Genomic DNA, 23786 nt, shown 5'->3' with positions numbered 1-23786 from the left:
AGGAAAGGAGGGGCATGACATCACCAGCCACACCGGCCGTCGCGCACGCGACGGCCCGGCCGCTCGACGGGCTGCGTCTGGAAACCTCGGGACCGCCGGGACCGGCGGACGGACTCGTCGCGGAGCACCTGCGGCTGCTCGGCGCGGAGGGGGCCGCACACCCTGGCGGCCGTATCAGGCTCGGCGGACCGGAGTTCAGCGGATTCACCGCCCACACGAGGTGGGGCGACAGGGCCCTCGACGAGGCGACCGTGCAGGCGGCCACCGGCGTCATGGCCGTACACGGTCGCCGCGGCGGCACCCCGCGCGGCCTTGCCGTGGACTACGCCGCCACCGCCACCGGCCTCCTGGCCGTGCAGGCCCTGCTGGCCGGGCTCCTCTCACAGGCTCGCGGCGGACATGCCATGAGCGCGGAGGTCAGCGCCGAACGGGCCGGGCTGCTCGCCGTCTCCCAGTACCTGGCCGCGGCAGGCGCGGAGGAGGGTGAGGCCGCCGAAGTCGCCCCGGGCGGGCCGCCTTTCACCTCCGCCGACGGGGTCGTCTTCGAACTGGAGACGCTCGACCCGGGCGCGTGGGCCGGCTTCTGGCGTGCGCTGGACGCTCCGCGGGATGCGGTACGGCGCGGCTGGCGGCCCTTCCAGTTCCGGTACGCCACGGCCTGCGCGCCCTTTCCTCGGTCACTGCACGACGCCGCCCGGGCCGCCGCCTGGGAGCTGATCCGGGATGCGGCCCGTTCCTCCGGTGCCGAGGTGTGCCCGCTGCGTTCGATCGCCGAGCGGGCCGCCGAGTACGACGGGGCCCCGCCGTGGGAACTGACGCAGCACCCCGCGTCGTACTCCGGCGCGGCGGCGGGACGGGCCGACGCCCCTCTGGCCGGGCTGACCGTCCTGGAGGCCGGCCGCCGGATCCAGGCGCCGCTGACCGCGCATCTGCTGGGGCTGCTCGGCGCGGAGGTGGTGCGGATCGAGCCGCCCGGCGGGGATCCGCTGCGCGGCATGCCGCCCGCCTGCTCGGGGATCTCGGCGCGCTGGCTCGCGCTCAACCGCGGCAAGACGGCCGTCGAGGTGGACATCAAGTCGCCGGCGGATCGCGAGCGGCTGCGCGCGATGGCGGCGGAGGCCGATGTGTTCCTGCACAACTGGGCACCGGGCAAGGCCGCCGAACTCGGCCTGGACCACGAACACCTGGCCGCCGTCAACCCCGCGCTCGTCTACGCCTACACCAGCGGCTGGGCCGGCCGACTGCCCGACGCCCCGATGGGCACCGACTTCATGGTGCAGGCCCGTACCGGGGTCGGCGAGGCCGCGCGCCCCGCCGACGAGCCACCCGCGCCGTCCCTGATGACCCTGCTCGACGTGCTCGGCGGGCTCACCGGTGCCGAGGCCGTCCTCGCCGGACTGCTGCTGCGGCAGCGCACCGGGGCCGGTGTGCGGGTGGATTCGTCGCTGCTGGGGGCCGCCGACGTGCTCACCGCGGCCGCTCGGACGCGTGCCGCGCGGGGTCTCGATCCGCGCCGGCCGGCGGGCTTCCGCCGGCCGCTGCCCACGGCCGACGGCTGGATCGCCCTCCCGGACCACTCCGCCGTCCCGTACGAGGTCCGCGACCTGTCCACGGCACAGGCGCTGGAGCGGCTGCGCGAGGACGGTCTGTCCGCCGTCCCGGTCGTCACCGACCTCGCCGGTCTGCTGCCCTCCGGCTCGATCGGCCGCGACGCACACGGCGCACCCGCCGTCCCCGCCCCCTGGAGGTTCGCATGACCGTCGCCCTGCACGACCTGCTGCCCGCCGAACTGCGCCGTACCTGGGCCGTGGACGGAAGCTGCCCCGACCTCGACCTCTACAGCCTCTACCGCGCCCGCCGGATCGCCGATCCGCACCACACGGCCGTCCTCGACGCCAAGGGCAGACTCTGTTACACCGCGCTGGACCGCAAGGCCCGATGTCTCGCCGCTGGACTCGCCGGACTCGGCATACGTGCCGGCGACGTCGTCGGCGTCCAGCTTCCCAACGGACGCGACGCCGTCGTCGTCGACCTGGCGCTGGCCGCCCTGGGCGCGGTCGCGCTGCCCTTCCCCGTCGGGCGCGGCGGGCGCGAGGCGGCGTCGCTGCTGCGCAGATCCGAGGCGGTCGCGGTGATCGCGGCGGCCGAACACCGGGGCAACCACCATGCGGCCGACCTGCTGGCAGTCGCCGGTGAGTTGCCCGCGCTGCGGACGGTGATCGCCTCGGGAGCCGCACCCGAGGGGGCCGTCGCGCTCTCGACGTTGCTGCGCACCGACCCGAAGGCTCTGGTCCCGGCCCGCCCCCACCCCGACTCCGCCGCCCGCATCCTGGTGTCGTCCGGCTCCGAGGCCGAGCCGAAGATGGTGGCCTACTCGCACAACGCCCTGGCCGGTGGGCGCGGCAACTTCCTCGGCTCCCTCATGCCGGACAGGCGCCCGCCGCGCTGTCTTTTCCTCGTGCCGCTGGCCTCGGCGTTCGGCAGCAACGGCACTGCCGTGACACTCGCCCGGCACGGCGGGACCCTGGTCCTGCTCGACGCCTTCACCCCGGAGGCGGCGCTGGCGGCACTCGTCGAGCACCGGCCCACCCATGTCCTGGGCGTGCCGACCATGATCCGGATGATGCTGGACCGCATGGCGGAGAACGGCCGGCCGGAGTTCACCCCGCCCACGGCCGTGATCGTCGGAGGCTCACCGCTGGACCGGGCCACGGCAGCGGAGGCACGCGAGGCCTTCGGCTGTCCGGTCGTGAACCTCTACGGCTCGGCGGACGGCGTCAACTGCCACACCGGGCTGGTGGATGAGTCCTCCGACGGTGACGGGCGGCCCGGCGTCGCCGCGGGGCGCCCCGATCCCCGGGTCGCCGACATACGGATCACCCTCCCCGGCGCCCACGAGCTGGAGGAGGTGCCCCGGGGTACGGTCGGCGAGATCATGGCCCGCGGTCCGATGACCCCGCTGTGCTATGTCGCCGCGCCCGACCTCGACTCCCGCTACCGCACGGCGGACGGCTGGGTGCGCACCGGGGACCTGGGACTCATCGACCAGGACGGGACGCTGAGGGTCGTCGGGCGGCTCAAAGACGTGGTGATCCGGGGCGGGGCCAACATCAGCCCGGCGGAGGTGGAGCTCGAACTCGCCACGCATCCGGGTGTGCGGGACGTGGTGTGCGTGGGCGTAAGCGACCCGTTGATGGGTGAGCGGCTCGCGGCCTGCATTGTGCCGCGGGACGGCGCGGCGCCCACGCTGGAAGAGCTGTGCGCCCACCTCGGAACCCGTGGTCTCGAGCGGCGCAAGCACCCGGAACGACTGCTGGTGCTGGGCGAGTTGCCGCTGACGCCGGCGGGCAAGCCGGACCGGGTGGCACTACGGGAACAGTGCACGGCTCAGGCGGAGGAGCGGCGGCCTCTGGCATCGGCCGGCTGACCCGCCGGTGAGCGGGAGGGCCGCCCGGTGACACTCCGGGCGGCCCTCCCTGCGCGTGTCCGCCCCGGCTGCGGCTCAGGATGAGGCCATCGCCTTCTCCACCGCCGTCGCCGCGTTCCTGTACACGGCCAGCAGATCCAGGTCCTCGGCCGGATAGTTGACGATCTCCACCTGGTGCGCACGCGAGTCGGGAAGCACCTTGCCAGTCGTCATATGGACGTTGTCCAGGACGAGTTGCGGCCTCTTCTTCGAGAGGTCGGACAGCTGCTTGGCCGTCACCGCCTCGGGGCCGTACGTACCGACCAGGTTCGCGCCCGCCATCTTCGCCGACCACGTCGAGAACATCTGAGCGACGACGGTCGGCGCCTTGCCGTCCGGCCAGGCGGCCTTGAGGTCCTTCTGCAACGTGGCGTACTCGGTGTCGAAGGACGTGATCCACTTGGCGGCAGCCTCTTCGGTGCCGAACATCTTGCCCAAACGGGTCACCTCGGCCTTGGCCTTGTCGGCGTCGTTGTCGAGGTCGACCTCGACCAGCCTGGCGTTCGACCCGGCTGCCTCCTTGAACTTCGCGGCGTAGGGCTCGAAGGGCGCGTACAGCACGAAGTCGGCGCCCGCCACGGCCGCCAGGTCGGACGGCTTCGGGTCGTAGTCGGGAGCGTGCTGCACCGACTCCGGGACAATGATCTTGACGTCCCTCGCCCCTGCGGCCTTGGCGAAGGCGCCCTCCCAGCTCGTGGTGGCGACGACGACCGGGGCGCCCTCGTTCGTGCCCCCGGGCTTCGCCTCGGACGAGGAGGACGAGGAGGACGACGGGGTGTTCTCGCTGCCGCAGCCGGTGAGCGAGAGCGCGGTGCCGAGGGTCAGTGCGAGGACGGAAGTGACGGGGCCGCGGATGCGCGCCATGAGCTGATTCTCCGTTCGGGTACGAGATGCACGGCGAGGACGACCACGCCGGAGGTGAGGACCAGGACGGGTCCGGGCGGCCAGTCGAAACGGAGCGCGATGAGGAACCCGGTCAGGTTCACGACGACGCCGGTACCGACCGCCCAGAGGACGATGGAGGACAGGGAACGGCCCAACCGCCGTGCGGCGAGGGCGGGCAGGAGAGTGAGCGCGTCGACGAGCAGGGCGCCGGTGAGCTTGATCGCCCCGGCGACCGACACCGCGACCAGGACGAGCAGCAGGAGGGTGAGCCGCTCGACGCGTACGCCCGAGGACAGGGCGAGCTCACGGTCGTAGAGAAGAAGCGCGATGTCCCTCCTGCGCCACCAGAACAGGCCCGGCACGGCGACGGCCAGTGCGGCCAGCAGCCAGAGGTCCGCGCTGCCGACCGAGAGGATGGATCCCCACAGCAGCGCGAAGGCTCCCGCCGCGTTGACGCCCGAGACGGCGAGCACGAGCAGCGCGGCCGCGATCGCCAGGCTCATCAGCAGGCCCATCGCACCGGACAGTCCGTCCGGGGTGCGGGCCAGGGGCGCGACCCCGGCCCCGGCGAGCGCACACGCCACCAGCGCGCACAGCATCGGATCGAGTCCGGTCAGCAGAGCCACCGCGATGCCCAGCAGCGCCACGTGCATCATCGCGAACCGCACCGGCATGATGTCGAGACCGACGATGACGACCCCGATCACGGGCAGCCCGACGGCCGCCACCAACAGGGCGGCGCCCGCTCGCTGGACGGGCACGAGCTGCAGCAGCTGGCCGACGTCGGCCGCGGCCAGAACGCTCACCGGACCTCCCGCAGCCGGCCCGCGGCCATCTCCAGCACCCGGTCGCAGCGGTCGGCAAGGGCTCGGTCGTGGGTGACGACCACAACGGTCACCGGCAGGGACAGCAGCACGTCGGCCGCCTCCTCCTGGCCGGAGAAGTCGAGTGCGGCGGTGGGCTCGTCGGCCAGCAGCACCCCTGCCCCCGCGGCGACGCAACCCACCGCCCGTGCCAGGTACATACGCTGGAGCTGGCCCCCGGACAACGTGTGCAGCGGCCGGTCGGCGAGATGCCCGACGCCGAGCTTGTCCGCCGCCTCGACCGCTTCGGCGCCGGACGCGCTGCTCGCCAGCAACTCCCGGCCCAGCAGCGGAAACCGGCCGGTCGCCGGCTTCTGCGGGATCCACGCGCAGGTCCGGCGCCGCCATGCCCACTCGGCCGCGCTCCGGGTGTCCCGCCCCCCGACCAGGATCCGGCCGGCGAACTGCCGGTGCAGGCCGAGAACGGCACGCAGCAGCGTCGTCTTGCCCGATCCGTTGGTGCCGGTCAGCGCCACCCGCTGCCCCGCCGCGATGTCGAGGCACACCTCGCGCACCGCTTCGACCCGGCCGTGCCGGCACACGACGCCGGACATCCGGACGTCCAACCCCTCCATGCCACCTCCCCGCTTCGTCACCAGAGCAGTCGGATGGAGAGGCCGGTGAGTTCCCCGGGGAGGTGCCAGGGTTTCGCCCTCGTGGCGCGAGCACGCTCACCACCGGGCCCGCCTGCCCGTACAGGACGGGTGGGTGGGGCCGGGCCGCACGCCTGGTTGTCCCCGATCGGTCACGCCCCGTCCTGGCCGGGGCGGACAACCACGGCGAGGGCCTCGACGCGTCCCGCGTGTTCGAAGTGCAGGACGAAGGGCACCAGATCGCCGGCCTGCCACCGCCTGGTGACCGGCACGGTGACGTCGCCGGTGTGCGGTGACATGTCCAGCGTGCCGCCGGCCGGAACCGGCAGGCTGTCCGTTGCCTCACGGTAGCCGGATGCCCCCTTGCTCATCCGGTGGCGGCTGAGGGAGATCCCTCCCACGACGGCGGGTGAGGTCACCTGCACCAACCGGTCCGGTGCGTCGCCTGTGTTGGTGACCCTGAAGAACGCAGCCGTCTCGGGCACGTCCCCGAACGGCAGGTAGAGCCGTGCGTGGGTGACCCCTATGCGCGGTGGGCTGCCCGCGTTTCCGGAGGCGGCCCACACCGACAGGCCGCCCAGAGCGAGGACGCAGGCGCACACGGGGGCCATCGCCGCGAGCAGGGTATCGGTGAGGCGGCGGCGGGTGGGGATCCAGGGGTGGGCTGTCATCGGCGGGCACTCCCGGTCGGCGTCGAGCGGCGGGGACGGGTGTGGGGCCGTCCCCTGGTGGAAGAGGACGTCACGGCATGCTCCGAGGGGCCGGCGGCCGCTTGCGCCCGGACGCGCGCGACGGCTGCCAGACGCGCAGCCGCAGGCTGTTGCCGACCACGAGCAGGGAGCTGGCGGACATCGCCGCGGCCGCGAGCATCGGGTTGAGGAGACCGACCATGGCGAGCGGCACGGTGACGACGTTGTAGCCGAACGCCCATGCCAGGTTGGTCCGGATGGTGCCGAGTGCGGTGCGGGCGAGCCGTACCGCGTCCGCCAGGGCCTCGATGTCGCCCCGGACCAGCGTCACGTCCGCGGCCCCGATCGCCACGTCCGTGCCGCTCCCCATGGCGATGCCCAGATCGGCGCCGGCCAGGGCGGCGGCGTCGTTGACACCGTCGCCGACGACGGCGACCCGGTGGCCCTCGGCCTGCAACTCGCGTACGAGGGCACCCTTGCCCTCGGGCGTGCACCGGGCGTGCACCTCGTCGATGCCCAGCTCCGCCGCGACGGCCCGGGCGGCCACCTCGCCGTCACCAGTGGCGAGGACGGGGCGCACGCCCAGCCGCCGCAGCCGGTCCACGGCCCGGTAGCTTCCCGGCCGCAGGACGTCCCCGATCCCGATCAGGGCTTCCGCTCTCCCGTCCACCCGGACCATGACCACCGTGTGCGCGGCGGCTTCGGCGGCCGGCAGTGCGCCCGCGAGGGCCTGCGGCAACTCGTCGTCCGGAACCAGGACTTCGACTTGGTACTCCTCCACCGCGCCGCGTATGCCACGCCCCGGCAGCGCGACGAAGTCACGCACGTCGGGCAGGCGTTGCCCGCTCAGGATCCGCCCGGCGTATGCCGTGACGGCCCGGCCGAGCGGATGCTCCGAGCCCTGCTCGACGGCCCCCGCGAGTCGCAGCACCGCCTCCGTGCCGAGCCCGTCGGGCACGGTGGTGACTTTGGCGACGCTCATATGGCCGGACGTGAGCGTGCCGGTCTTGTCCAGCACCACGGCATCGATGTGCTGCAACCCCTCCAGAGCCTCGGCGCCCTTGACGAGGACACCCAGCTCAGCGCCCCGCCCGGTTGCGGCCATCAGCGCGGTCGGGGTGGCCAGGCCGAGTGCGCACGGGCAGGCGACGACGAGCACGGCCACGCATGCGGTGATCGCGGCCTGCGGCTCCACGCCGGCACCCAGCCAGAATCCCAGCGTGGTGGCGGCCAGGGCCAGCACCACTGGGACGAACACTCCGGCGACCGTGTCGGCGAGGCGCTGCGCCCGCGCCTTCCCGGCCTGGGCCTCGGTCACCAGCCGTGTGATGCGGGCCAGTTGGGTGTCGGCGCCGACCGCCGTGGCCTGCACGAGCAGCAGCCCGCCGACGTTGACGGCTCCGCCGACCACCGAGTCGCCCGGACCGGCCTCCACCGGCTCACTCTCCCCGGTGACCAGCGCGAGATCGATGGCGGAGCTGCCCTCGACCACCGTGCCGTCGGTGGCGACGCGCTCCCCGGGCCGGACCACGAAGACCTGCCCGACCCGCAGTTCCTCCATGGGAACGAGTCTTTCCCCGCCGGCATTGCGTACCGACACCTCCTTGGCCGCGATGCGGGCCAGCGAGCGCAGCGCGGCGCCTGTTCCCCGGCGGGCCCGCGCCTCCAGGAAGCGGCCCGCGAGCACGAACAGGGGCACCCCGACGGCCGCTTCCAGGTAGAGGTGCGCGACACCGTGGGAGGTCGAGGGCACGAGGCTGAACGGCATCCGCATCCCGGGGGCGCCCGCGCCGCCGAGGAAGAGCGCGTACGCCGACCAGGAGAACGAGGCCGTCACGCCGAGCGACACCAGCGTGTCCATGGTCGCCGCCGCGTGACGCACCCCGCGCACCGCGCGCCGATGGAAGGGCCAAGCCCCCCACACGGCGACCGGTGCGGAGAGCACGAAGCACAGCCACTGCCAGTTGCGGAACTGCGTACCGGGAGCCATCGACAGGACGAGCACGGGAACCGCGAGCAGGGCCGTGACGATCAGCCGGTCGCGTTCCTGCCGCGGTTCCGCAGGCTCGTCGTCAGCGTGCTCCTCACGCCGGGCTCGGGGCGGCTCGGGCAACGCGGCCGTGCAGCCGGCCTGCTCGACGGCGGCGATCAGCTGCTCCGGGCCGACCCGCGGCGGATGACTGACCCGGGCACGGCCGGTGGCCAGGTTGACGGTGGCGGTGACGCCGTCCAGCTTGCCGAGCTTCTTCTCGACCCGCTTCACACAGGCCGCGCAGGTCATTCCGCCGACGGTGAGATCGGTGACGACCTCCAGGGATGCCGGTTCGGCAGCCATCAGCCCCCGCTTCCGTGGTTCATGTGCGTGCCGCCCATATCGCCCCGGTCCATATCAGCGCCGTCGTGGCCGCCCGTGCCGTCCTGGGGCGTACGGGTTCCGTGCATTCCGGGGGCCACGGGCCCGACGGAGGCTCCCACGGCGTAGGAGGCGGTGAACATGAGTGCCAGCAGCAGGAGGAACCCCCACAGGACAGGCGGCGGCAGCGCGCTGGGGGTCGTCTCGGCCACGGGGCCTTCAGCGCGTTGCGGGGTCTGGTCCATCACCGAGTCTCCAGGTCGCTTCGTACGGCAACTGTGCTGTCGAGCCGCACCACATCACTGGTCGGACGCGTCGGCGCCCCAGTTCCTCGGCAACGATGTGCCATGGGTCACACGTTCTCGCTCGTCAACGACGAGAGACGACGAGACGGACGGCACGCTGGACGGAATGGCCACACTCCGCATGGGAGCGCGGAACACTCCGCCGGCGACGACGGGACGAAGCCGTTCGGTTTCCTCGTGGAGCGAGCAGCGCGGCCGCCGCCTTTCGTCCCGCGCCGGCAGACCCACGGCCGCCGCGCCGGAGGAGGCCGCCAGGTGCATCCCGGCCGTGTCGTGCACGGTGCCCCCTCCCCCACGGTCGGCAGCCATGCCGCCGGAGTCCGTCACGGCGACCACCCACGCCGTGGCCCCGGCAGCGGCGAACCGCCGAGGAGGGTCTCGGCGTCGCGCTCGGCATGCGTGGGCTTCGCCACAGTTTGCCCATTTCGGGACGCATGAATGCGTATAAGTGGTTCTAAAGCCAGTTACAGTCCTCGGGCAGTCAGCTCCGGGGATTCGAAGAGCAGTGACATGGGAGAAGCGTTTGATCACGGCACGTAAACGACGCACCGGGTTGGTCGCCACGGCCGGCGTACTCGGCGGCGTAGTCGCACTCACGGCCCTGGGCGGCACCAGCAACGCCGCCACCAGCGGCAGCGGCGCCGGGGACCACCCGAAATCGCAGGTGCGGCAGGATCAGGCGGCTGCCCCGGACGTTTCCGAAGCCCGAGTAAAGATCACGCCCGCGCGGGGAGCCGACAGCGTCGGGGCCGGCAAACCCGTCAAGGTCACCGTCAGTAAGGGCAAGCTCACCAAGGTGACCATGACCGCCGTCGCGACCGGTGCCGAGATTCCGGGCACCCTGTCCGCGGACGGCACGTCCTGGAAGCCGAACGTCTCGCTGGAGCGGGCCACCAGGTATCAGGTCGCCGCAGAAGCCGAGGACGCCAAGGGCCTCTCCGTCACCGGGTACGCCACGATCACCACAGCCTCCCCGGCCGACGGCTTCATCGGGCACCTCTCCCCCGAGGACGGCTCGACCGTCGGCGTGGGCATGCCGGTGACCGTCAACTTCGACAAGGCGATCAGGGACAAGGCCGCCGTACAGTCGAAGATCCAGGTCAGCTCCAGCAGCGGCCAGCAAGTCGTCGGCCACTGGTTCAACAACGACCGTCTGGACTTCCGCCCCAGGGACTACTGGAAGCCCGGCTCCACCGTCACCGTCAAGCTCGACCTCCACGGCGTCCAGAAGACGATCACGTTCAAGATCGGCCGGAGCCAGATCAGCACCGTCGACGCCAAGACGAAGCAGATGACCGTCGTACGGGACGGCAAGACGATCAGGACCATCCCGATCTCGTCCGGCAGCCCCGAACACCCCACGTACAACGGGCAGATGGTCATCTCCGAGAAGTTCAAGCAGATCCGCATGAACGGTTCGACCGTCGGCCTCACGAAGAAGGACGGCAAGCCCGCGTACGACATCGCGGACGTACCGCACGCCATGCGTCTGTCCGCCTCGGGCACGTTCATCCACGGCAACTACTGGAGTGCCGACTCGGTCTTCGGCAAGGTCAACACCAGCCACGGCTGCGTGGGCCTGAAGGACGTCAAGGGCGGCGACGACGGCAAGCGGCCCGCCGCGTGGTTCTTCGACAACTCGATGATCGGTGACGTCGTGATCGTCAAGAACTCCGAGGACAAGACCGTGCTGGCCCCGGACAACGGCCTCAGCGACTGGAACATGCCGTGGAGCCAGTGGGTCGCGGGTGGCACGACCGGCTGACGCCGCGTCACCCCCAATCAGGACCGGGGTCTTTGGCGTCGCGGCACGTCAAAGCTCCCCGATGACGGGCGTGTTCACCTGAGCGTCGACCAGGATCGAAGTCGTGCGGGCGAAGGGCGCATTCGGCAGGGCGGGATCCGTCTCAGTCCTCCCGGCCCGGTGAGCATCGGGCGTTCGTGTCGGTGCGCCGCGAGGACGCGCGGACCCGGAACCGGGCGGTCGTCAGGACCGGTCCCGCGCTCGGCTCGCCCGCGATACGCGCCTGGAGAAGGTCGAGCAGCGCCAACGTCGTTTCCGCGGCATGGAGTTCGACTGCCGAGATGGCGGGCCGGCTGTGCCGGGTGTGCTCGGAGTCGGAAGCCGCGGCAAGCATCGTCCGATCGGGCACGGCGACGCCGCGCGCCGTGAGACCCGAGAGCACGCCGGCCGCCTGACGACCGGTGTGGCACAGGATCGCGTCGGGGATCCCGTCGTCCACGATCGCGTGCGCGATGTTCTCGCCGCCGCGCTCGCCGCCGCGCTCGCCGGCGCGCTCGGCCGACGTGTAGACGCGCGGCGTGATCCCGGCGCTCTCACACCACGCGCGGTACGTCGCCTCGCTGTCGATGTTCCACGCGTTGGGGTCGGTTCCGCGCAACAGCACGATCGACCGGGCACCGGATGCGGCGAAGTGCTCGTAGATGCGCCCGAAGCTGGAGCCGTCGTCCTCGGTGGCCCAGTCGGTGAAATCCGGGCGGCTGGGATCGCGTCCCAGCGTCACGTACGGGATCCCGCGCCGTTCGAGGAGATCGATCACCGGATCGTCCACGTGCGGCATCGTCACGATGTAGCCGTCGAGTGACAGCGCCAGTGGTGGTGTCGGCCGCTTGGTCGGGTCGGGCACGAGCATCACACTGAGTCCGCGGTCCATCGCCTGTGCCGAAGCGGCACCGATGTAGCGAGTGAACACGTCGACGCCCCGCGGCGCGTACTCACCCAGCGCGTCCAGCGATCGCATGACGAGGCCGATCGCCCCGACCGACGAACGTCGCAGACCGCGCGCGAGGGCATCGGCCTGGTACTCCATCTCCTGGGCGACGGCCCGGACGCGCAGCCGCGTGGCCGCGCTCAGCGTCCCGGTGCCATTGAGCGCCATCGAGACCGCCGCGATGGAGACACCCGCGCGCTGGGCGACATCGCGAATGGTGACGCCCTTCGATCGAGCCACGACACCCCTCCTTGGTACGTACCTTTCGCTGCTCCCCCAGGCCGCCGGACCGTGGTCGCCGACGCACGCCGGGGCGGCAGAAAAGCAGAAAGTGACACGACAAACACCATTGTATTAAACGTTTTACCTACCTAGCGTGTCGCCCGCCCCTCACCGTGACGGGCCTCACAAGCAAAGGTCGCACAGCAACACCATGAAGCTGCACACACTGCGCACGACCACCACCGACTCCCGCGACCGTGGACGCGAGATCGGCACGCGGTACGCGGACCAGGTGCGTGACGTCAGCGCCCGCTACCTGGCGCATTTCAGGGTTCTGGGCATCTCGGAGACGACCGTCCGCGACATCGTCGCCCACAGCCATGGCGCCTTGCGCGACTGGTATCCGGCTCTGGCCGAGGAGTCCGACGGAATCGCCGAGGCATCAGGAATCGAGCCATGGCAGGTGGCAGCGGTCGGCGCACGGACCGAAGTACTGGCCGCCGCGCCCGGCAAGGGCGAGTGCACAACCGCCGTGCACACACCGCTCTCCGGCGGACCGCCCGAGACGATCCAGACATGGGACTGGCACGACTCGCTCACGCCGGACGGTCTGCTGCTGTCGCTCGTGACCGGAACACGACGCCGGGTGAAGCTCTTCACCGAGTTCGGCACGGCCGCGAAGATCGGGGTGAACGACGCCGGCCTCGGCCTGCATTTCAACATCCTGCACCACCGCTCGGACAACGCCGCCGGCGGTGTGCCCGTCCACGCTGTCGCGCGTCGCGTCCTCGAGGAGGCGGCCACGGTGGCGGAGGCCCGCGACATCGTCGCCTCCGCGACCGTGAGCGCGTCCACCGTGCTGACCGTCGCGACCTACCGGGACGGCCACTCCGCAGCAGCGTCCATCGAGATGTCACCGGCCGGATTCGCCATGGTGCGACCCGGTGCGGACGGCTGGCTCATCCACACCAATCACTTTCTCGACCCCGGCCTCGCCGGCGGTGACACCAGCACTCCGGAATCGGTGTCGGCCGAGCGGTACCACCACGCGCGCGCTGTGCGCGGCGGCATGACCGGCCGCTCCGCGCCGGAGCGCGCGGCCGCCTTCTGCGGCGGTGACGGTGCCGCCGCGGTGGTGTGCGTCCGTGCCGACGATTCCCAGCCGGGCCACGAACAGTGGAGCACCTTGTTCACGGCCTCTCTCGACCTTCCCGGCGTTGCCCTCGAGTACCGGGCAGGCGACCCCGACGCTGCGGCCCGTGAGGGTCTCGACCGTTTCTGAGGAACCCGATGGACAAGGACACGACCATGCCCGCTCATCTCTACCGCAACGCCCGGATCTTCACCTCCGGCCAACGCCCGTGGGCCGACTCGCTCGTGGTGGTGGGCGACCGGCTCACCTACGTCGGCGACGGGGCCACCGCAGCGCGTGTGGCCGGACCGGATGCCCTCATCCACGACCTCGACGGCGCGACCGTCCTCCCCGGCTTCGTCGACGGCCATGCGCACGTGATCGGCACCGGTGAGGCGGCGGTCCAGGTCGATCTGTGGGGCGCCAACACGGTGGAGGAGGTCCAGCGGCGCATCCGGACGTGGGCGGAGGAGAACCCCGACGCACCCCGGGTGCTCGCCACCGGGTGGAAACACGGTGACATCCCGGGCGGCGTACCCCATCGGGGCATGCTCGACGCCGTCGTCGCCGACCGGCCCGTCTACGCGCAGGCCTACGACTTCCACTCGATCTGGCTGAACTCGGCCGCTCTCGCCGAAGCCGGCATCGACGACACCACGACATCGCCACCGGGAGGAACGGTCCACCGGGACGAGCGGGGCGCGGCCACCGGCCTGGTCGACGAGACCGCGATGCACCACCTCGTGTGGCCGGTACTCGACCGATTCGCCACTGACTTCGACCGTGACGAGGCCCTGGCGGTCGTCCTCGCGGCGTACGCCGAGTCCGGGATCGTCGGTTCGACCGAGATGGCGCTGGGCGAAGGCGACTACGAGGCGATGCGTCGTGCCGATGAGGCGAGCGTCCTGACCACTCGAATCGCCGCGTTCTGGCGCGTCCAGCCCACCGGCGACGAGGGGAGGAACCTCGCCCAGGTCGAGCGCGCCGTCGAGCTCGCCACCCACCGGGCGACCCCGTTCCTGCGCGTGACCGGCATCAAGGTCATGGTCGACGGAACCGTCGACGGGTGCACCGCGTCCCTCGGAAAGCCCTACGTGAACGGCACGAACGCCGACCCGATCTGGAGCCTCGCCGAACTCGCGCCGGTGGTGGCCGCCGCGGACGCGGCCGGTCTGCAGGTCGCCCTGCACGCCATCGGTGACGAGGCGATCCGGGTCGCGATCGGGGCCGTAGAACACGCCGTCGCCCTCAACGGCCCCAAGGAGCGCCGCCACCGCATCGAACATCTCGAAGTCGTCGACCCGGCGGACATCGACCGGCTGGCAGCACTCGGGATCACGGCGAGCATGCAGCCCGTGCACGCCGATCCCGCCATCCAGGAGAACTGGCGGCGCGTGCTCGGCGACGAGCGGGCCGACCGCGGCTTCCCGTGGCCCGAGATGACCGATGCCGGAGCCACCCTCGTGCTCGGCACCGACTCCCCCACGTCGCCGCATGCGCCGCTGCCCAACATGTTCATCGCGGCGACACGGCGTTCGGCACTCGATCCGTCGCTGCCCGCCAACATCGCGCACTACGCCCTGCCGCTGGCCGACGCGATCGTGCACGCCACACGTGACGCCGCCTGGGCGAGCCGCTCCGAGCACCTGCACGGCCGTCTGGCCGAGGGGTTGTACGCCGACTTCATCGTTCTCGACCGGGACATCTTCACCCGGCCACTGGAGGAGCTGCTCGACACGCGGGTGCTGCGCACGGTCGTGGGCGGCCGCGTGGTCCATCACGCGCAGCCAGGGGTGAACCGATGAGCCCCGCGACCGTGACGGCACCCGTGCGATCAGGGCGGGCGAAGGCGAAGCAGCGGCCCGGCGGCGTGATGCTGCGGTTCGTCGCCACTCGCGTCGTGGGGCTGGTGGTGACGTTGTTCATCGCGAGCCTGGTGGTCTTCGGAGCGCTCTACGCCGCGCCGGGAAGCCCGCTCACCTACCTCACGCACGGTCGCACCATGAGCCCCGAGGCAGTCGCCTCGATCAAGGCCGAGTATCACCTCGACGACCCCGTCTGGCAGCAGTACCTGAGGTGGCTCGGCGGCGTGGTGCACGGCGACTTCGGAACATCGATCATCTACAACCAACCGGTGGCGTCGCTGGTCGGAAGCCGCGCCTTCGCGACCACGCTGCTCATCCTCATGGCCGCGGCGATCGTCCTGGTGCTCGGGTTGGCCATCGGCACCCTCGCCGGCCTCAGGCCCGGCTGGTTGTCACGGTCCGCCATGGCCGGCGCGACGGCCGTCATGGCGGTGCCGACCTTCGTCGGAGCGGTCGTGCTGATCATCGTGTTCGCCGTCGACCTGGAGTGGTTCCCGGTGTTCGGCGCCGGCCGTGCGGGTCTCGACGAGGTCCACCACATGGTTCTTCCGTCGATCGCGCTCGCGTTCGCGTCGGTCGCGTTCGTCGCGCGACTCGCCCAGACCGCGATCCGGCAGGAGCTGTCGGCCGATCACGTGCAGACGGCGATCAGCCGTGGACTGCCCCGCGGGGCCGTCGTACGCAGACATGTGATGCGCAACGCCGCGATGCCGGTGCTCACCGTCGCGGGTCTCACGATCGCGGGCCTGATCGCGGGAAGCGTCGTCGTGGAACAGGTCTTCCAGCTCGGCGGGCTCGGTCAGTTCCTCGTGAGTTCGGTGCAGCAGAAGGACTTCCCCGTCGTACAGGCGATCTGCCTGATGTACGTCGCCGCCTTCATCGTGCTGAACACCCTCATCGACATCGCCTACACACTGCTCGACCCGCGCGTGTCGATCGGGAAGAAGGACTCATGAGCACGACAGCAGCGGTGCGACGGATCGGAGCCCGCAAGGCCGGCCCGCGGACGACGCGTCGTACGAGATCCATCGGCATGTCCGGTTGGGTGGCGGTCGCCGCCCTCGGACTCGTCGTCTGCTTCGCCGTCCTCGCGCCCCTCCTCGCCCCCCACGATCCGAACGCCGTCGACCTCTCCGGTGCGTACCAGGGCTCGAGCGGCACGCATCCGCTGGGAACCGACGCAAGCGGGCGGGACCTTCTCTCGCGCCTCGTCCACGGCTCCCGGACCGCGCTGATCGGACCGTTCCTCGTCGTGATGATCTCGACTCTCCTCGGGACGATCCTCGCCCTCGCGGCCGTGTGGTTCGGCGGTTGGTTCGACCAGATGGTGGTGCGCGTCGTCGACGCCGTGTTCGCCTTCCCGGGGCTGCTGCTGGCGATCCTGGCGACCGCCCTGTTCGGGTCCGGTCTGAAGGCCGCCACCGCGGCGCTGTCCCTCGCCTATGTCCCCTACATCGCGCGGATCGTGCGGAGCGCTGCGCTGCGAGAGCGTTCACTGCCCTACATCGCGGCACTGCGGGTTCAGGGCGTGCACGGGCTGCGAATCGCCTTGCGGCACATCCTGCCCAACGTGGGCGGGTTGATCGTCGCCAACGCCACACTCGCCTTCGGGTTCGCCCTGATGGACTTCGCCGGCCTGTCGTTCATCGGCCTCGGGGTGCAGCCACCGACATCGGACTGGGGCGCGATGGTCGGCAGCGGTATGGCCGGTGTGCTGCAACAGCACCCTCAGGAGGCCCTGTTCGCCAGCGCACTCATCGTCATCACCGTCGGTGCCGTGAACGTGCTCGGCGACCGGCTCACGGAACGCTGGGAGGCACGCTCGTGAACGCACTTCTCGAAGTCGACGGTCTGACGGTCCGGCTGCCTGTCGCGGGCGAGTTGCGCACCGTGCTGCGCGATGTCTCGTTCTCACTCGGCAGCGGAAGCACTCTCGGTCTGGTCGGCGAGTCCGGTTCGGGCAAGTCGATGACGGTGCGCACCATCGCACGCCTGCTCCCCGACGGCGCCGACGTCCGGGGCGGTGTCCGCTTCGACGGCGCCGAGGTGTTCGACCTGCGCCCCGACGCCCTGCGGTCCTATCGGGCGAAGGACGTCGCGATGATCTTCCAGGACGCACGGGCCCACACGAACCCCGTACGCACGATCGGTGACTTCCTCACCGAGGCGATGCGCACCAACGACCGGATGCCGAAGTCCGCTGCACGCAAGCGCGCACAGAAACTGCTCGCCGAGGTCGGGATCGGGGACCCGGAGCGCCGGCTGCGGCAGTACCCCCACGAGCTCTCCGGCGGCCTGCTGCAACGGGTGATGATCGCTGCCGCGGTGGCCGCGCGACCCCGGCTCGTCCTCGCCGACGAGCCGACCACCGCGCTCGATGTCACCACCCAGGCGGAGGTGATGGCGATTCTCGGGCGCATGCAGCGCGAGTACGGCATGGCGATGCTCTTCATCACGCACGACCTGGAGCTCGCCGGTGCCGTGTGCGACGAGACGATCGTGCTGTACGCCGGCCAGGTCATGGAGCGCCAGGCGTCGGTGCGGTTGCACCAGGACCCGCTCCACCCCTACACCGCCGCACTGGTGCAGGCACGACCGGAGATCGACCGACGCGTCGACCGACTGCCCGCGATCACCGGTCATCCGACCACCGCCTACGAGGCACCGGACGGCTGTGCGTTCGCGCCGCGCTGCCGCTTCGCCGAGGAGCGGTGCCGGGCAGGAGTGCCGCCCCTGCTGCAGATCGGCCCGTCGCAGACCCGGTGCGTCCGGATGCCCGGCCTGCGCGGACAGATGGTGGAGCAGCAGCACGCCGGCTCCCCTTCGCACGAGGAGGTCCAGCGATGACCGAACCGCTGCTCGTGGTCGAGCACCTGACCAAGACCTTCGGCCGTGGGCGTGCCGAGGCAACGGCGGTCGCCGACGTGAGCTTCGCCCTGGCCCCGGGCGGAGCCCTCGGCATCGTCGGCGAATCCGGCTCCGGAAAGACGACCACAGCCCGGATGATCATCGGCCTGGAGCGTCCCTCCGGCGGTCGCATCATGTTCCGGGGCGAGGACCGCACACACCCGGCGCGTTCCGCACGCAGTCGCCGTGAGCGGGGCCGGGACATCCAGATCGTCTTCCAGGACCCGTACACCTCGCTCGACCGCCGTCAGCGCGTCGGCGACTGCCTCGCGGAAGTCGTCGGCGTGCATTTCCGGCTCGGCCGCGACGGGACCAGGAAGCGCGTGAGCGAACTCGCCGAGCTCGTCGGACTCGACGACCGGCAGCTCGCGGCACTGCCGAGGTCACTCTCCGGAGGGCAGCGCCAACGCGTCGCCATCGCTCGCGCGCTCGCCGCCGATCCGGACATCCTCATCCTCGACGAGGCCGTGTCGGCCCTGGATGTCTCGATCCAGGCGCAGATCCTCAATCTGCTCTCGGACATCCGGCAGAAACGCGGCGTGAGCTACCTGTTCATCAGCCACGATCTCGCCGTCATCCGCCAGGTGACCGACGACACGATCGTCATGCGTCACGGCGCCGTCGTCGAGCAAGGGCCCACCGCCGCCGTGCTCGACAACCCCCAGAACCCCTACACCCGCTTGTTGCGCGACAGCGTCCCTCGCAGCGGGTGGGACCCCGAAGCCCTCACAGCCCGACACTGAACGGGAGTTCCGCCATGTATTCACTCCGCCCCCGCAGACGGGCGACGGCACTGGCCGCCGTCGCCGCCGCGGTCACCCTGGTGCTGGCCGGCTGCTCCGGAGGAGGCACCTCCGGCACCGGAGCGACCGGGTCCTCCGACGCGTTGACGACCTTCACGCCGAAAGGCTCGGGGTCGGTCGACACGATCACCTGGAACGTCTTCCAGGGCGAGCCCCGGACCGTCGACCCCTTCCAGTCGGCCGACTACACGCCGAACATGATCAACTCGAACATGTGCGAGACACTGCTCGCCCAGACGCCCGACTTCCGGATCAAGCCCAATCTGGCGACCTCGTACGCGAACCCCGACCCGAAGACCTGGGTCTACAAGCTGCGCGGCGACGTCACCTTCTGGGACGGCTCGCCGATGACCGCCGACGACGTCGTGTGGAGCATGCGGCACAACATGACGGACAAGTCGAGCTTCTACGGCTACCTGTACTCGAACGTCGCCTCGATCGCGAAGACGGGCGCCGACGAAGTGACCGTCAGACTCAAGAAGCCGGACTACCTCTTCAACGACGAGCTGGCGAGCTTCGCCGGTGTCGTCGTCGAGAAGAAGTTCTACGAGCAACACGGCAAGAAGGTGGGTACGCCGGGCGTCGGTGTCATGTGCACCGGCCCCTACACGTACGGCAAGTGGACGCAGGGTCAGTCGATCAGCGTGAGCCGTTACGACGGCTACTGGAACAAGTCGCTGCCGTTGAAGGTGAAGAACATCGACTTCACTTTCCTGACCGACGACTCCGCGATCACCTCCGGCCTGCTCTCGGGCCAGATCGACGGGACGTACGGTCCGCCGACGGCCGGGCTGGCACAGCTGAAGGCGTCGTCGGCGGGCAAGCTCTACTCGGGTGCCGCGCCCCTGGCCGTCACGCTCGTGGTCGCGAACCAGAAGGGCGCGATGGGCAACGCGGACGTGCGCAAGGCGCTCCAGATGGCCATCGACTGGAAGGGCATCGGCGACCAGGTGTACGCCGGTGAGGGGACCGCTGTTCCGCTGCAGACCGTGCCGGCCGTGTACGGCTTCGCGAAGGACGAGCTGACCTCGTACGCCGACTCGGTCAGGACCGACGGCTCCGCGAAGGTCGACGAGGCGAAGAAGCTGCTCGCCGGCGTTCCGGCCGACGTGAAGTCGAAGCAGATCAGCCTCGTGGTTCCGCAGCAGGCGGAGACGCAGCAGCTGGGCCTGGGGATCAAGGCCGCGGCCGACAGGATCGGCTTGCACTTCAAGCTCAACGTCGTACCCGCGACCGGCTACTCGAACTACCTGTACGACCCGGCGACGCGTGGCAGCACCGACCTGCTGTACACGCAGTTCTGGCCGAACATCCCGAACCCGCTCGACTGGCTGGGCCTCACCGCGATCACCGGAGGCACCTTCAACCAGTCCGGCTACAGCGACATCGACGGGCTCTACGCCAAGGCGATCAGCACGAAGGACGACGGCGCCCGCGCCAAGCTGGTCGTGCGGATGGAGCAGAAGCTGCACGACGAGATGAATCCGATGTTCTCCGGCATCCAGCTGACGAACGACGTGTGGCTCGGAAGCAGGATCACCGGGGCGCCGGCGGCGTTCGACTACGTCTACTACCCATGGGCGGCGTACCTCGGCGGAACCGGCAAGTAGTCCTCGTCCTGGTCGACGGCCCGGCGGTGGGGAGCGCAGCGGGGGTGGGACGGTCTTGCGTGGGCCGTCCCACCCACGTGTGCCGCTGGTCTCACCCGTGCCGAAGCTCCGCCAGCAGCCGGCGCGTCGCTGAGGAAGGGCTCGCGCTGACCTCCTCCAGCGCGAGTCCGCATCGGCGGTAGTGGTTGATGACCTCGTCGTACTGCCCGAGCGCCCCCGCGATCCGCATGAGCAGCCGCCACATCGACTCCCGGTAGGGATCGCCCTCCAGGGCCTGCTCGGCCAGGGCGAGTGCTGTCTGCGGTGTGTCGAGCCGCCAGGCGAGTTCCGCCGCGTCGGTGGTGACGTCGAGGACGAGCCGGGCCAGTTCCGCCCGCCGTTTCTCCGCCCACGCCGACGTGGCACGCGGCAGGTACGGTCCGTGCGCGGCCACGGCCAGCGCGGACGTGAGACGGGTCAGGCGCTGATCGCCCCCGCACTCGGCCGCGGTGGCGACCCAGCCGGTGAACTCGTCGGTGTACGTGGTGACCTGGGCCGCACCGGCCAGCGAGATCGTGCCGTCCTCCAGCCGCAGCGCCTCCTCGTCGGGCAGGACGAGACGCAGATGGTGGACGGCCTGGCGGAGGTAGGCGCGCGCGGAGTTGTCGGACCGGCTGTCGAAGAGCGCGTCGAGCGCGGCCGTCCGGGTCACTGTGCGCTCGGGCGCGGCGAGGAGCAGGCCCATCAGCTCGTACGACTTGGCGATACGGGGTCGCACCAGCTCGCCGTTGACGAGGAGACGGGTGGGTCCGAGGTCGTGGAACTCCAGCATGGTGGACGTCCCCTCGGCGGCCGGCGGCGGCTCCCGTACCTCCGCGGGCGCGGGTCGTACAGAGGTGGAGAGGAGGGGGCGGCCGAGGCTGTGCCAGGAGGAGTCGGTGTCGGTGAGCCCGTCCAGGCGGCGGGAGAGCACGCCGGGGAACGCGCGCAGCGCGCCGAGCAGGGCGTGCCGGGTGCCCAGCCGGTAGGCGGTGGCGAGCGCCAGGTCGGCGGCGCGGTCGGCCGCGTCGGGGTCGCCGGCCCGCCACTCGGCCTCCGCCAGGTACACCGCGGCGGCGCACAGCTCCAGGATGCGGTCGGCCTCGTGCATCGAGACGACCGCGCGGCGCAGCCGGACGAGGGCCTCCGCGTCGTCGGCGGGCGTGCCGCAGCCGAGCAGGGCGAAACCGTGGAGTGCGTCGAGTTGTTCACCGGTGGACTGGTAGCTGCGCGCGTAGGGAAGGGCCTCCAGGTCCTCCAGGACCCGGCGGGCCCGGTGCGGGTCGCGGCACAGCCACAGTTCGAGCTTCGCCTCGGCGAGCATCGAGAACATGTCCCATACCAGGCTGCCGTTGCGCCGGGCGATGTCGCGGCCCTCGGTGAGGAAGGCGCGGGCCCGCTCCTCCTGGCCCAGTTCGGCGGACAGCTCCACGCCGACGACCGCGCTCAGCCCGGCCGTCACCACACCGCGTTCGACGGTGGCGCGCAGCAGCCGGTCGGCCTCGTCGAGACGGCCCAGCGCCCGCAGCGCGGCGATCCGCCAGGGCCCGGACACCACGCCCGCCCAGCGGCTGTCGGTGCTGGCGAGGACGTCGTTCAGGCGGCCGCGCCAGTAGTGGGCGCGGGCGATCAGCCCCTCGGCGGGCACACCGACCGCGCTCGGCGGGGTCCGGCCGCGGTCCCGGGAGTCCACCAGGCTCGCGAGGTAGTGCACGGCCTCGATGTCGTCGCCGGGCGGGGCGAGCCTCAGCAGCCGTTCCAGGTCGTCGACGCGGCACGCGTGGTAGTACGACCACGCCATCATCGCGGCGGCCCGGGTGGACCGGGAGGCGATCGCGTCGCGCTCGCCGAGCTGGTGCAGCTGGTCGGCGATGCGCACCCCGCGCCGGTAGTCCTCGCGGCCCACGGCCAGCATCAGTTCGGCCGTGGTCAGCGGGGAGCTGCTCGCGGAGTCCGCGTAGGCGAGCTGGTCCAGCCAGCGCTCGGCGACCTCGTGGTCGCCGCGCTCGATGACGTCCTCGATCGCCTCGACGGCGTGCGGCAGCGCCGCCGTGGTGTCGCCGAGGCCGAGGAAGGCCTCGGCGGCCTCCTCGTGCCGGCCTTCCGCGCCGAGGAGTTCGGCCGCGGTGAGCCGGGCGGTACGGGCGCGGACGGCGCCGTACTCGTCGAGCTGCTGCACCAGGCAGTCGCGGAAGCACAGGTGCAGCCGCATCGCGGCCGGGCGGCTCTCCCAGACGGCGGGCAGCTGGTGGGCGCGCAGGGCGGTGAGGGTGCGGGCCGCGTCGGGGAATCCGAGTGCCTCGGCGCGCGGCACCGTCACCACGTCCAGCACCGATGTGCCGATGAGGAAGTCCCGCTGATCCTCCGTCAACCCGTCGAGGAGCTGCTGCGATATGTACGCGGACAGCGGCTCCGTGTCGAGTGACGGCCAGGCGTCATCGTCCGCGGCCGGCGTCTCGGCGAGGAAGCACACCCCGGTCACCCAGCCTCGGGTCACCCGCAGCAGCTGCTCCACGTCGCGGGACGGGCCCGGCAGCCCTGCGACGACCTGGGCGGCCTCGGCGCGGGTGAGGGCGAGCTCGGCCTCGCCGATCACGGCGGGCGGCCCGCCCGGCCCCGTACGCGGTACCGGTGCCTGACCGAGGCGCACAGCACGCCGGCTGACGAGCAGGAACCGCAGGCCCTCGGGTGCGTAACGGAGCAGGCCGTCGATGACGGCGAGGGCGGCCGGGGAGCCGCTGAGCCGCTCCACCTCGTCGAGGACGAGCACCAGTTCGACATCGGCGTCATCGTCGCCGTTCGCGACGGAGTCGGTGGCGCCGCTTCTGGTGCCGTTCCGCCAGGAGTCCGAGGTTCCCTTCGCCAAGGCCGCCTGGTCCGTCGCCTCGGCCAGCAGCCCCGCGGTCTCCGCGTGCGGAATGCCCGCCGCCAGGGCCGAGGCGACCGTCCCCGCGACCTCCGGAACGGCCGAGGCCAGCGCCGCCTCCAGATACGTCAGCAGGCGGCCGGACGCGCAATCCGTGTCGTCGAGGGACAGCCAGGCGACGCGCCGGCCGGTCGCCGCGAGGTACTGGCGCACAGCCGTCGTCTTTCCGGAACCCGCCATTCCGAGGATCTGCACCGTCTGGTGCCGGTGCAGCGCGTGGTCGAGCAGGGCGGTGAGACGGGGGCGGGCGACGGCGCGGTCGGGGAGGGGAGGCAGCTGGATCTTGCGTCGGATGAGATGGACGTTCTCCCGAATCATCCGTACCGCCTTGTCTCGTCGTGCCGGGCCGCGCCGACGGCTCAGTGCGGTCCGGCGTGGCGGAAAAACAGGTGCTGAAGGACGGAATCTACGTGGTCA

At 71.3% G+C, this 23786-nt stretch carries 18 protein-coding genes; 10 read left to right on the top strand and 8 right to left on the bottom strand.

What is annotated here, in order from left to right:
* The first annotated feature begins 14 nt into the window (after positions 1–14).
* The gene (locus TNCT6_RS27860; RefSeq protein WP_141363332.1) at positions 15–1757 is read left to right on the top strand and encodes a CoA transferase; all 1743 of its coding nucleotides are present in this window, start codon (positions 15–17) and stop codon (positions 1755–1757) included.
* The gene (locus TNCT6_RS27855) at positions 1754–3427 is read left to right on the top strand and encodes a class I adenylate-forming enzyme family protein (protein ID WP_141363330.1); all 1674 of its coding nucleotides are present in this window, start codon (positions 1754–1756) and stop codon (positions 3425–3427) included. Before TNCT6_RS27860 ends, TNCT6_RS27855 begins: the two co-directional genes overlap by 4 nt.
* Before the next feature lie 75 nt (positions 3428–3502).
* Here the strand turns inward: TNCT6_RS27855 and TNCT6_RS27850 are convergent, their stop codons facing one another.
* The 6 genes from TNCT6_RS27850 to TNCT6_RS27825 all read right to left on the bottom strand — a co-directional run bounded on the left by TNCT6_RS27850 (position 3503) and on the right by TNCT6_RS27825 (position 9094).
* Positions 3503–4330 carry a metal ABC transporter solute-binding protein, Zn/Mn family gene (locus tag TNCT6_RS27850; protein WP_141363328.1) on the bottom strand — a complete coding sequence of 276 codons (828 nt, stop codon included), beginning with the start codon at positions 4328–4330 and terminating at the stop codon, positions 3503–3505.
* Positions 4288–5157, bottom strand: a complete 870-nt coding sequence (locus TNCT6_RS27845; RefSeq protein WP_141363326.1) for a metal ABC transporter permease — start codon at positions 5155–5157, stop codon at positions 4288–4290. Before TNCT6_RS27845 ends, TNCT6_RS27850 begins: the two co-directional genes overlap by 43 nt.
* Positions 5154–5789: an ABC transporter ATP-binding protein gene (locus TNCT6_RS27840; protein WP_141363324.1), complete on the bottom strand. Its 636-nt coding sequence runs from the start codon at positions 5787–5789 to the stop codon at positions 5154–5156. The genes TNCT6_RS27845 and TNCT6_RS27840 overlap by 4 nt, the downstream gene beginning before the upstream one ends.
* A 170-nt stretch (positions 5790–5959) precedes the next feature.
* A complete protein-coding gene (locus TNCT6_RS27835; RefSeq protein ID WP_141363322.1) occupies positions 5960–6478 on the bottom strand; it encodes a copper chaperone PCu(A)C in 519 nt (172 codons plus the stop codon).
* A 70-nt stretch (positions 6479–6548) separates the two neighbouring features.
* A complete protein-coding gene (locus tag TNCT6_RS27830; protein WP_141363320.1) occupies positions 6549–8831 on the bottom strand; it encodes a cation-translocating P-type ATPase in 2283 nt (760 codons plus the stop codon).
* Entirely contained in the window at positions 8831–9094 is a 264-nt protein-coding gene (locus TNCT6_RS27825; RefSeq protein ID WP_141363318.1) for a hypothetical protein, read from the bottom strand. The genes TNCT6_RS27830 and TNCT6_RS27825 overlap by 1 nt, the downstream gene beginning before the upstream one ends.
* Positions 9095–9677: 583 nt before the next feature.
* Here TNCT6_RS27825 and TNCT6_RS27820 point away from each other — a divergent pair.
* A complete protein-coding gene (locus TNCT6_RS27820) occupies positions 9678–10919 on the top strand; it encodes an Ig-like domain-containing protein (protein ID WP_141363316.1) in 1242 nt (413 codons plus the stop codon).
* A 142-nt stretch (positions 10920–11061) separates the two neighbouring features.
* Here TNCT6_RS27820 and TNCT6_RS27815 read toward each other — a convergent pair whose 3' ends face one another.
* Positions 11062–12126, bottom strand: a complete 1065-nt coding sequence (locus TNCT6_RS27815; RefSeq protein ID WP_141363314.1) for a LacI family DNA-binding transcriptional regulator — start codon at positions 12124–12126, stop codon at positions 11062–11064.
* 193 nt (positions 12127–12319) lie between these two features.
* Here TNCT6_RS27815 and TNCT6_RS27810 point away from each other — a divergent pair, with 193 nt between their 5' ends.
* Genes TNCT6_RS27810 through TNCT6_RS27780 form a run of 7 tightly spaced genes read left to right on the top strand, consistent with a single transcriptional unit; the run spans position 12320 to position 20425 of the window.
* A complete protein-coding gene (locus TNCT6_RS27810; protein ID WP_141363312.1) occupies positions 12320–13390 on the top strand; it encodes a C45 family peptidase in 1071 nt (356 codons plus the stop codon).
* A gap of 8 nt (positions 13391–13398) precedes the next feature.
* Positions 13399–15045, top strand: coding sequence for an amidohydrolase (locus TNCT6_RS27805; RefSeq protein WP_172633051.1), 1647 nt, complete (start codon positions 13399–13401; stop codon positions 15043–15045).
* Positions 15042–16061, top strand: a complete 1020-nt coding sequence (locus TNCT6_RS27800; protein ID WP_253266235.1) for an ABC transporter permease — start codon at positions 15042–15044, stop codon at positions 16059–16061. Before TNCT6_RS27805 ends, TNCT6_RS27800 begins: the two co-directional genes overlap by 4 nt.
* On the top strand, positions 16058–16933 hold the full coding sequence (locus TNCT6_RS27795; protein ID WP_253266234.1) for an ABC transporter permease: 876 nt from the start codon (positions 16058–16060) through the stop codon (positions 16931–16933). The genes TNCT6_RS27800 and TNCT6_RS27795 overlap by 4 nt, the downstream gene beginning before the upstream one ends.
* Positions 16930–17952 (top strand): ABC transporter ATP-binding protein, encoded by a 1023-nt coding sequence (locus TNCT6_RS27790; protein WP_141363310.1) that lies wholly within the window; start codon positions 16930–16932, stop codon positions 17950–17952. The genes TNCT6_RS27795 and TNCT6_RS27790 overlap by 4 nt, the downstream gene beginning before the upstream one ends.
* Positions 17949–18755, top strand: coding sequence for an ABC transporter ATP-binding protein (locus TNCT6_RS27785; protein ID WP_141363308.1), 807 nt, complete (start codon positions 17949–17951; stop codon positions 18753–18755). The genes TNCT6_RS27790 and TNCT6_RS27785 overlap by 4 nt, the downstream gene beginning before the upstream one ends.
* A 14-nt stretch (positions 18756–18769) precedes the next feature.
* Complete coding sequence (locus tag TNCT6_RS27780) at positions 18770–20425, top strand: ABC transporter substrate-binding protein (protein WP_141363306.1); 1656 nt, start codon at positions 18770–18772, stop codon at positions 20423–20425.
* A 91-nt stretch (positions 20426–20516) separates the two neighbouring features.
* Here the strand turns inward: TNCT6_RS27780 and TNCT6_RS27775 are convergent, their stop codons facing one another.
* Positions 20517–23687, bottom strand: a complete 3171-nt coding sequence (locus TNCT6_RS27775) for a BTAD domain-containing putative transcriptional regulator (protein WP_141363304.1) — start codon at positions 23685–23687, stop codon at positions 20517–20519.
* Between the last annotated feature and the right edge of the window lie 99 nt (positions 23688–23786).

Source organism: Streptomyces sp. 6-11-2 (genome assembly GCF_006540305.1).
In the GTDB taxonomy this organism is placed as follows: Bacteria; Actinomycetota; Actinomycetes; order Streptomycetales; family Streptomycetaceae; genus Streptomyces.
This window is presented reverse-complemented; position numbering and strand designations above follow the sequence as displayed.

Excerpts from the sequence above, each read along its gene's own strand:
- TNCT6_RS27840 (WP_141363324.1), bottom strand. The coding sequence starts at position 5,789 with ATGGAGGGGTTGGACGTCCGGATGTCCGGCGTCGTGTGCCGGCACGGC.
- TNCT6_RS27775 (WP_141363304.1), bottom strand. The coding sequence starts at position 23,687 with ATGATTCGGGAGAACGTCCATCTCATCCGACGCAAGATCCAGCTGCCT.
- TNCT6_RS27835 (WP_141363322.1), bottom strand. The coding sequence starts at position 6,478 with ATGACAGCCCACCCCTGGATCCCCACCCGCCGCCGCCTCACCGATACC.
- TNCT6_RS27860 (WP_141363332.1), top strand. The coding sequence starts at position 15 with ATGACATCACCAGCCACACCGGCCGTCGCGCACGCGACGGCCCGGCCG.
- TNCT6_RS27805 (WP_172633051.1), top strand. The coding sequence starts at position 13,399 with ATGGACAAGGACACGACCATGCCCGCTCATCTCTACCGCAACGCCCGG.
- TNCT6_RS27785 (WP_141363308.1), top strand. The coding sequence starts at position 17,949 with ATGACCGAACCGCTGCTCGTGGTCGAGCACCTGACCAAGACCTTCGGC.
- TNCT6_RS27795 (WP_253266234.1), top strand. The coding sequence starts at position 16,058 with ATGAGCACGACAGCAGCGGTGCGACGGATCGGAGCCCGCAAGGCCGGC.
- TNCT6_RS27780 (WP_141363306.1), top strand. The coding sequence starts at position 18,770 with ATGTATTCACTCCGCCCCCGCAGACGGGCGACGGCACTGGCCGCCGTC.
- TNCT6_RS27855 (WP_141363330.1), top strand. The coding sequence starts at position 1,754 with ATGACCGTCGCCCTGCACGACCTGCTGCCCGCCGAACTGCGCCGTACC.
- TNCT6_RS27810 (WP_141363312.1), top strand. The coding sequence starts at position 12,320 with ATGAAGCTGCACACACTGCGCACGACCACCACCGACTCCCGCGACCGT.
- TNCT6_RS27800 (WP_253266235.1), top strand. The coding sequence starts at position 15,042 with ATGAGCCCCGCGACCGTGACGGCACCCGTGCGATCAGGGCGGGCGAAG.
- TNCT6_RS27850 (WP_141363328.1), bottom strand. The coding sequence starts at position 4,330 with ATGGCGCGCATCCGCGGCCCCGTCACTTCCGTCCTCGCACTGACCCTC.
- TNCT6_RS27825 (WP_141363318.1), bottom strand. The coding sequence starts at position 9,094 with ATGGACCAGACCCCGCAACGCGCTGAAGGCCCCGTGGCCGAGACGACC.
- TNCT6_RS27830 (WP_141363320.1), bottom strand. The coding sequence starts at position 8,831 with ATGGCTGCCGAACCGGCATCCCTGGAGGTCGTCACCGATCTCACCGTC.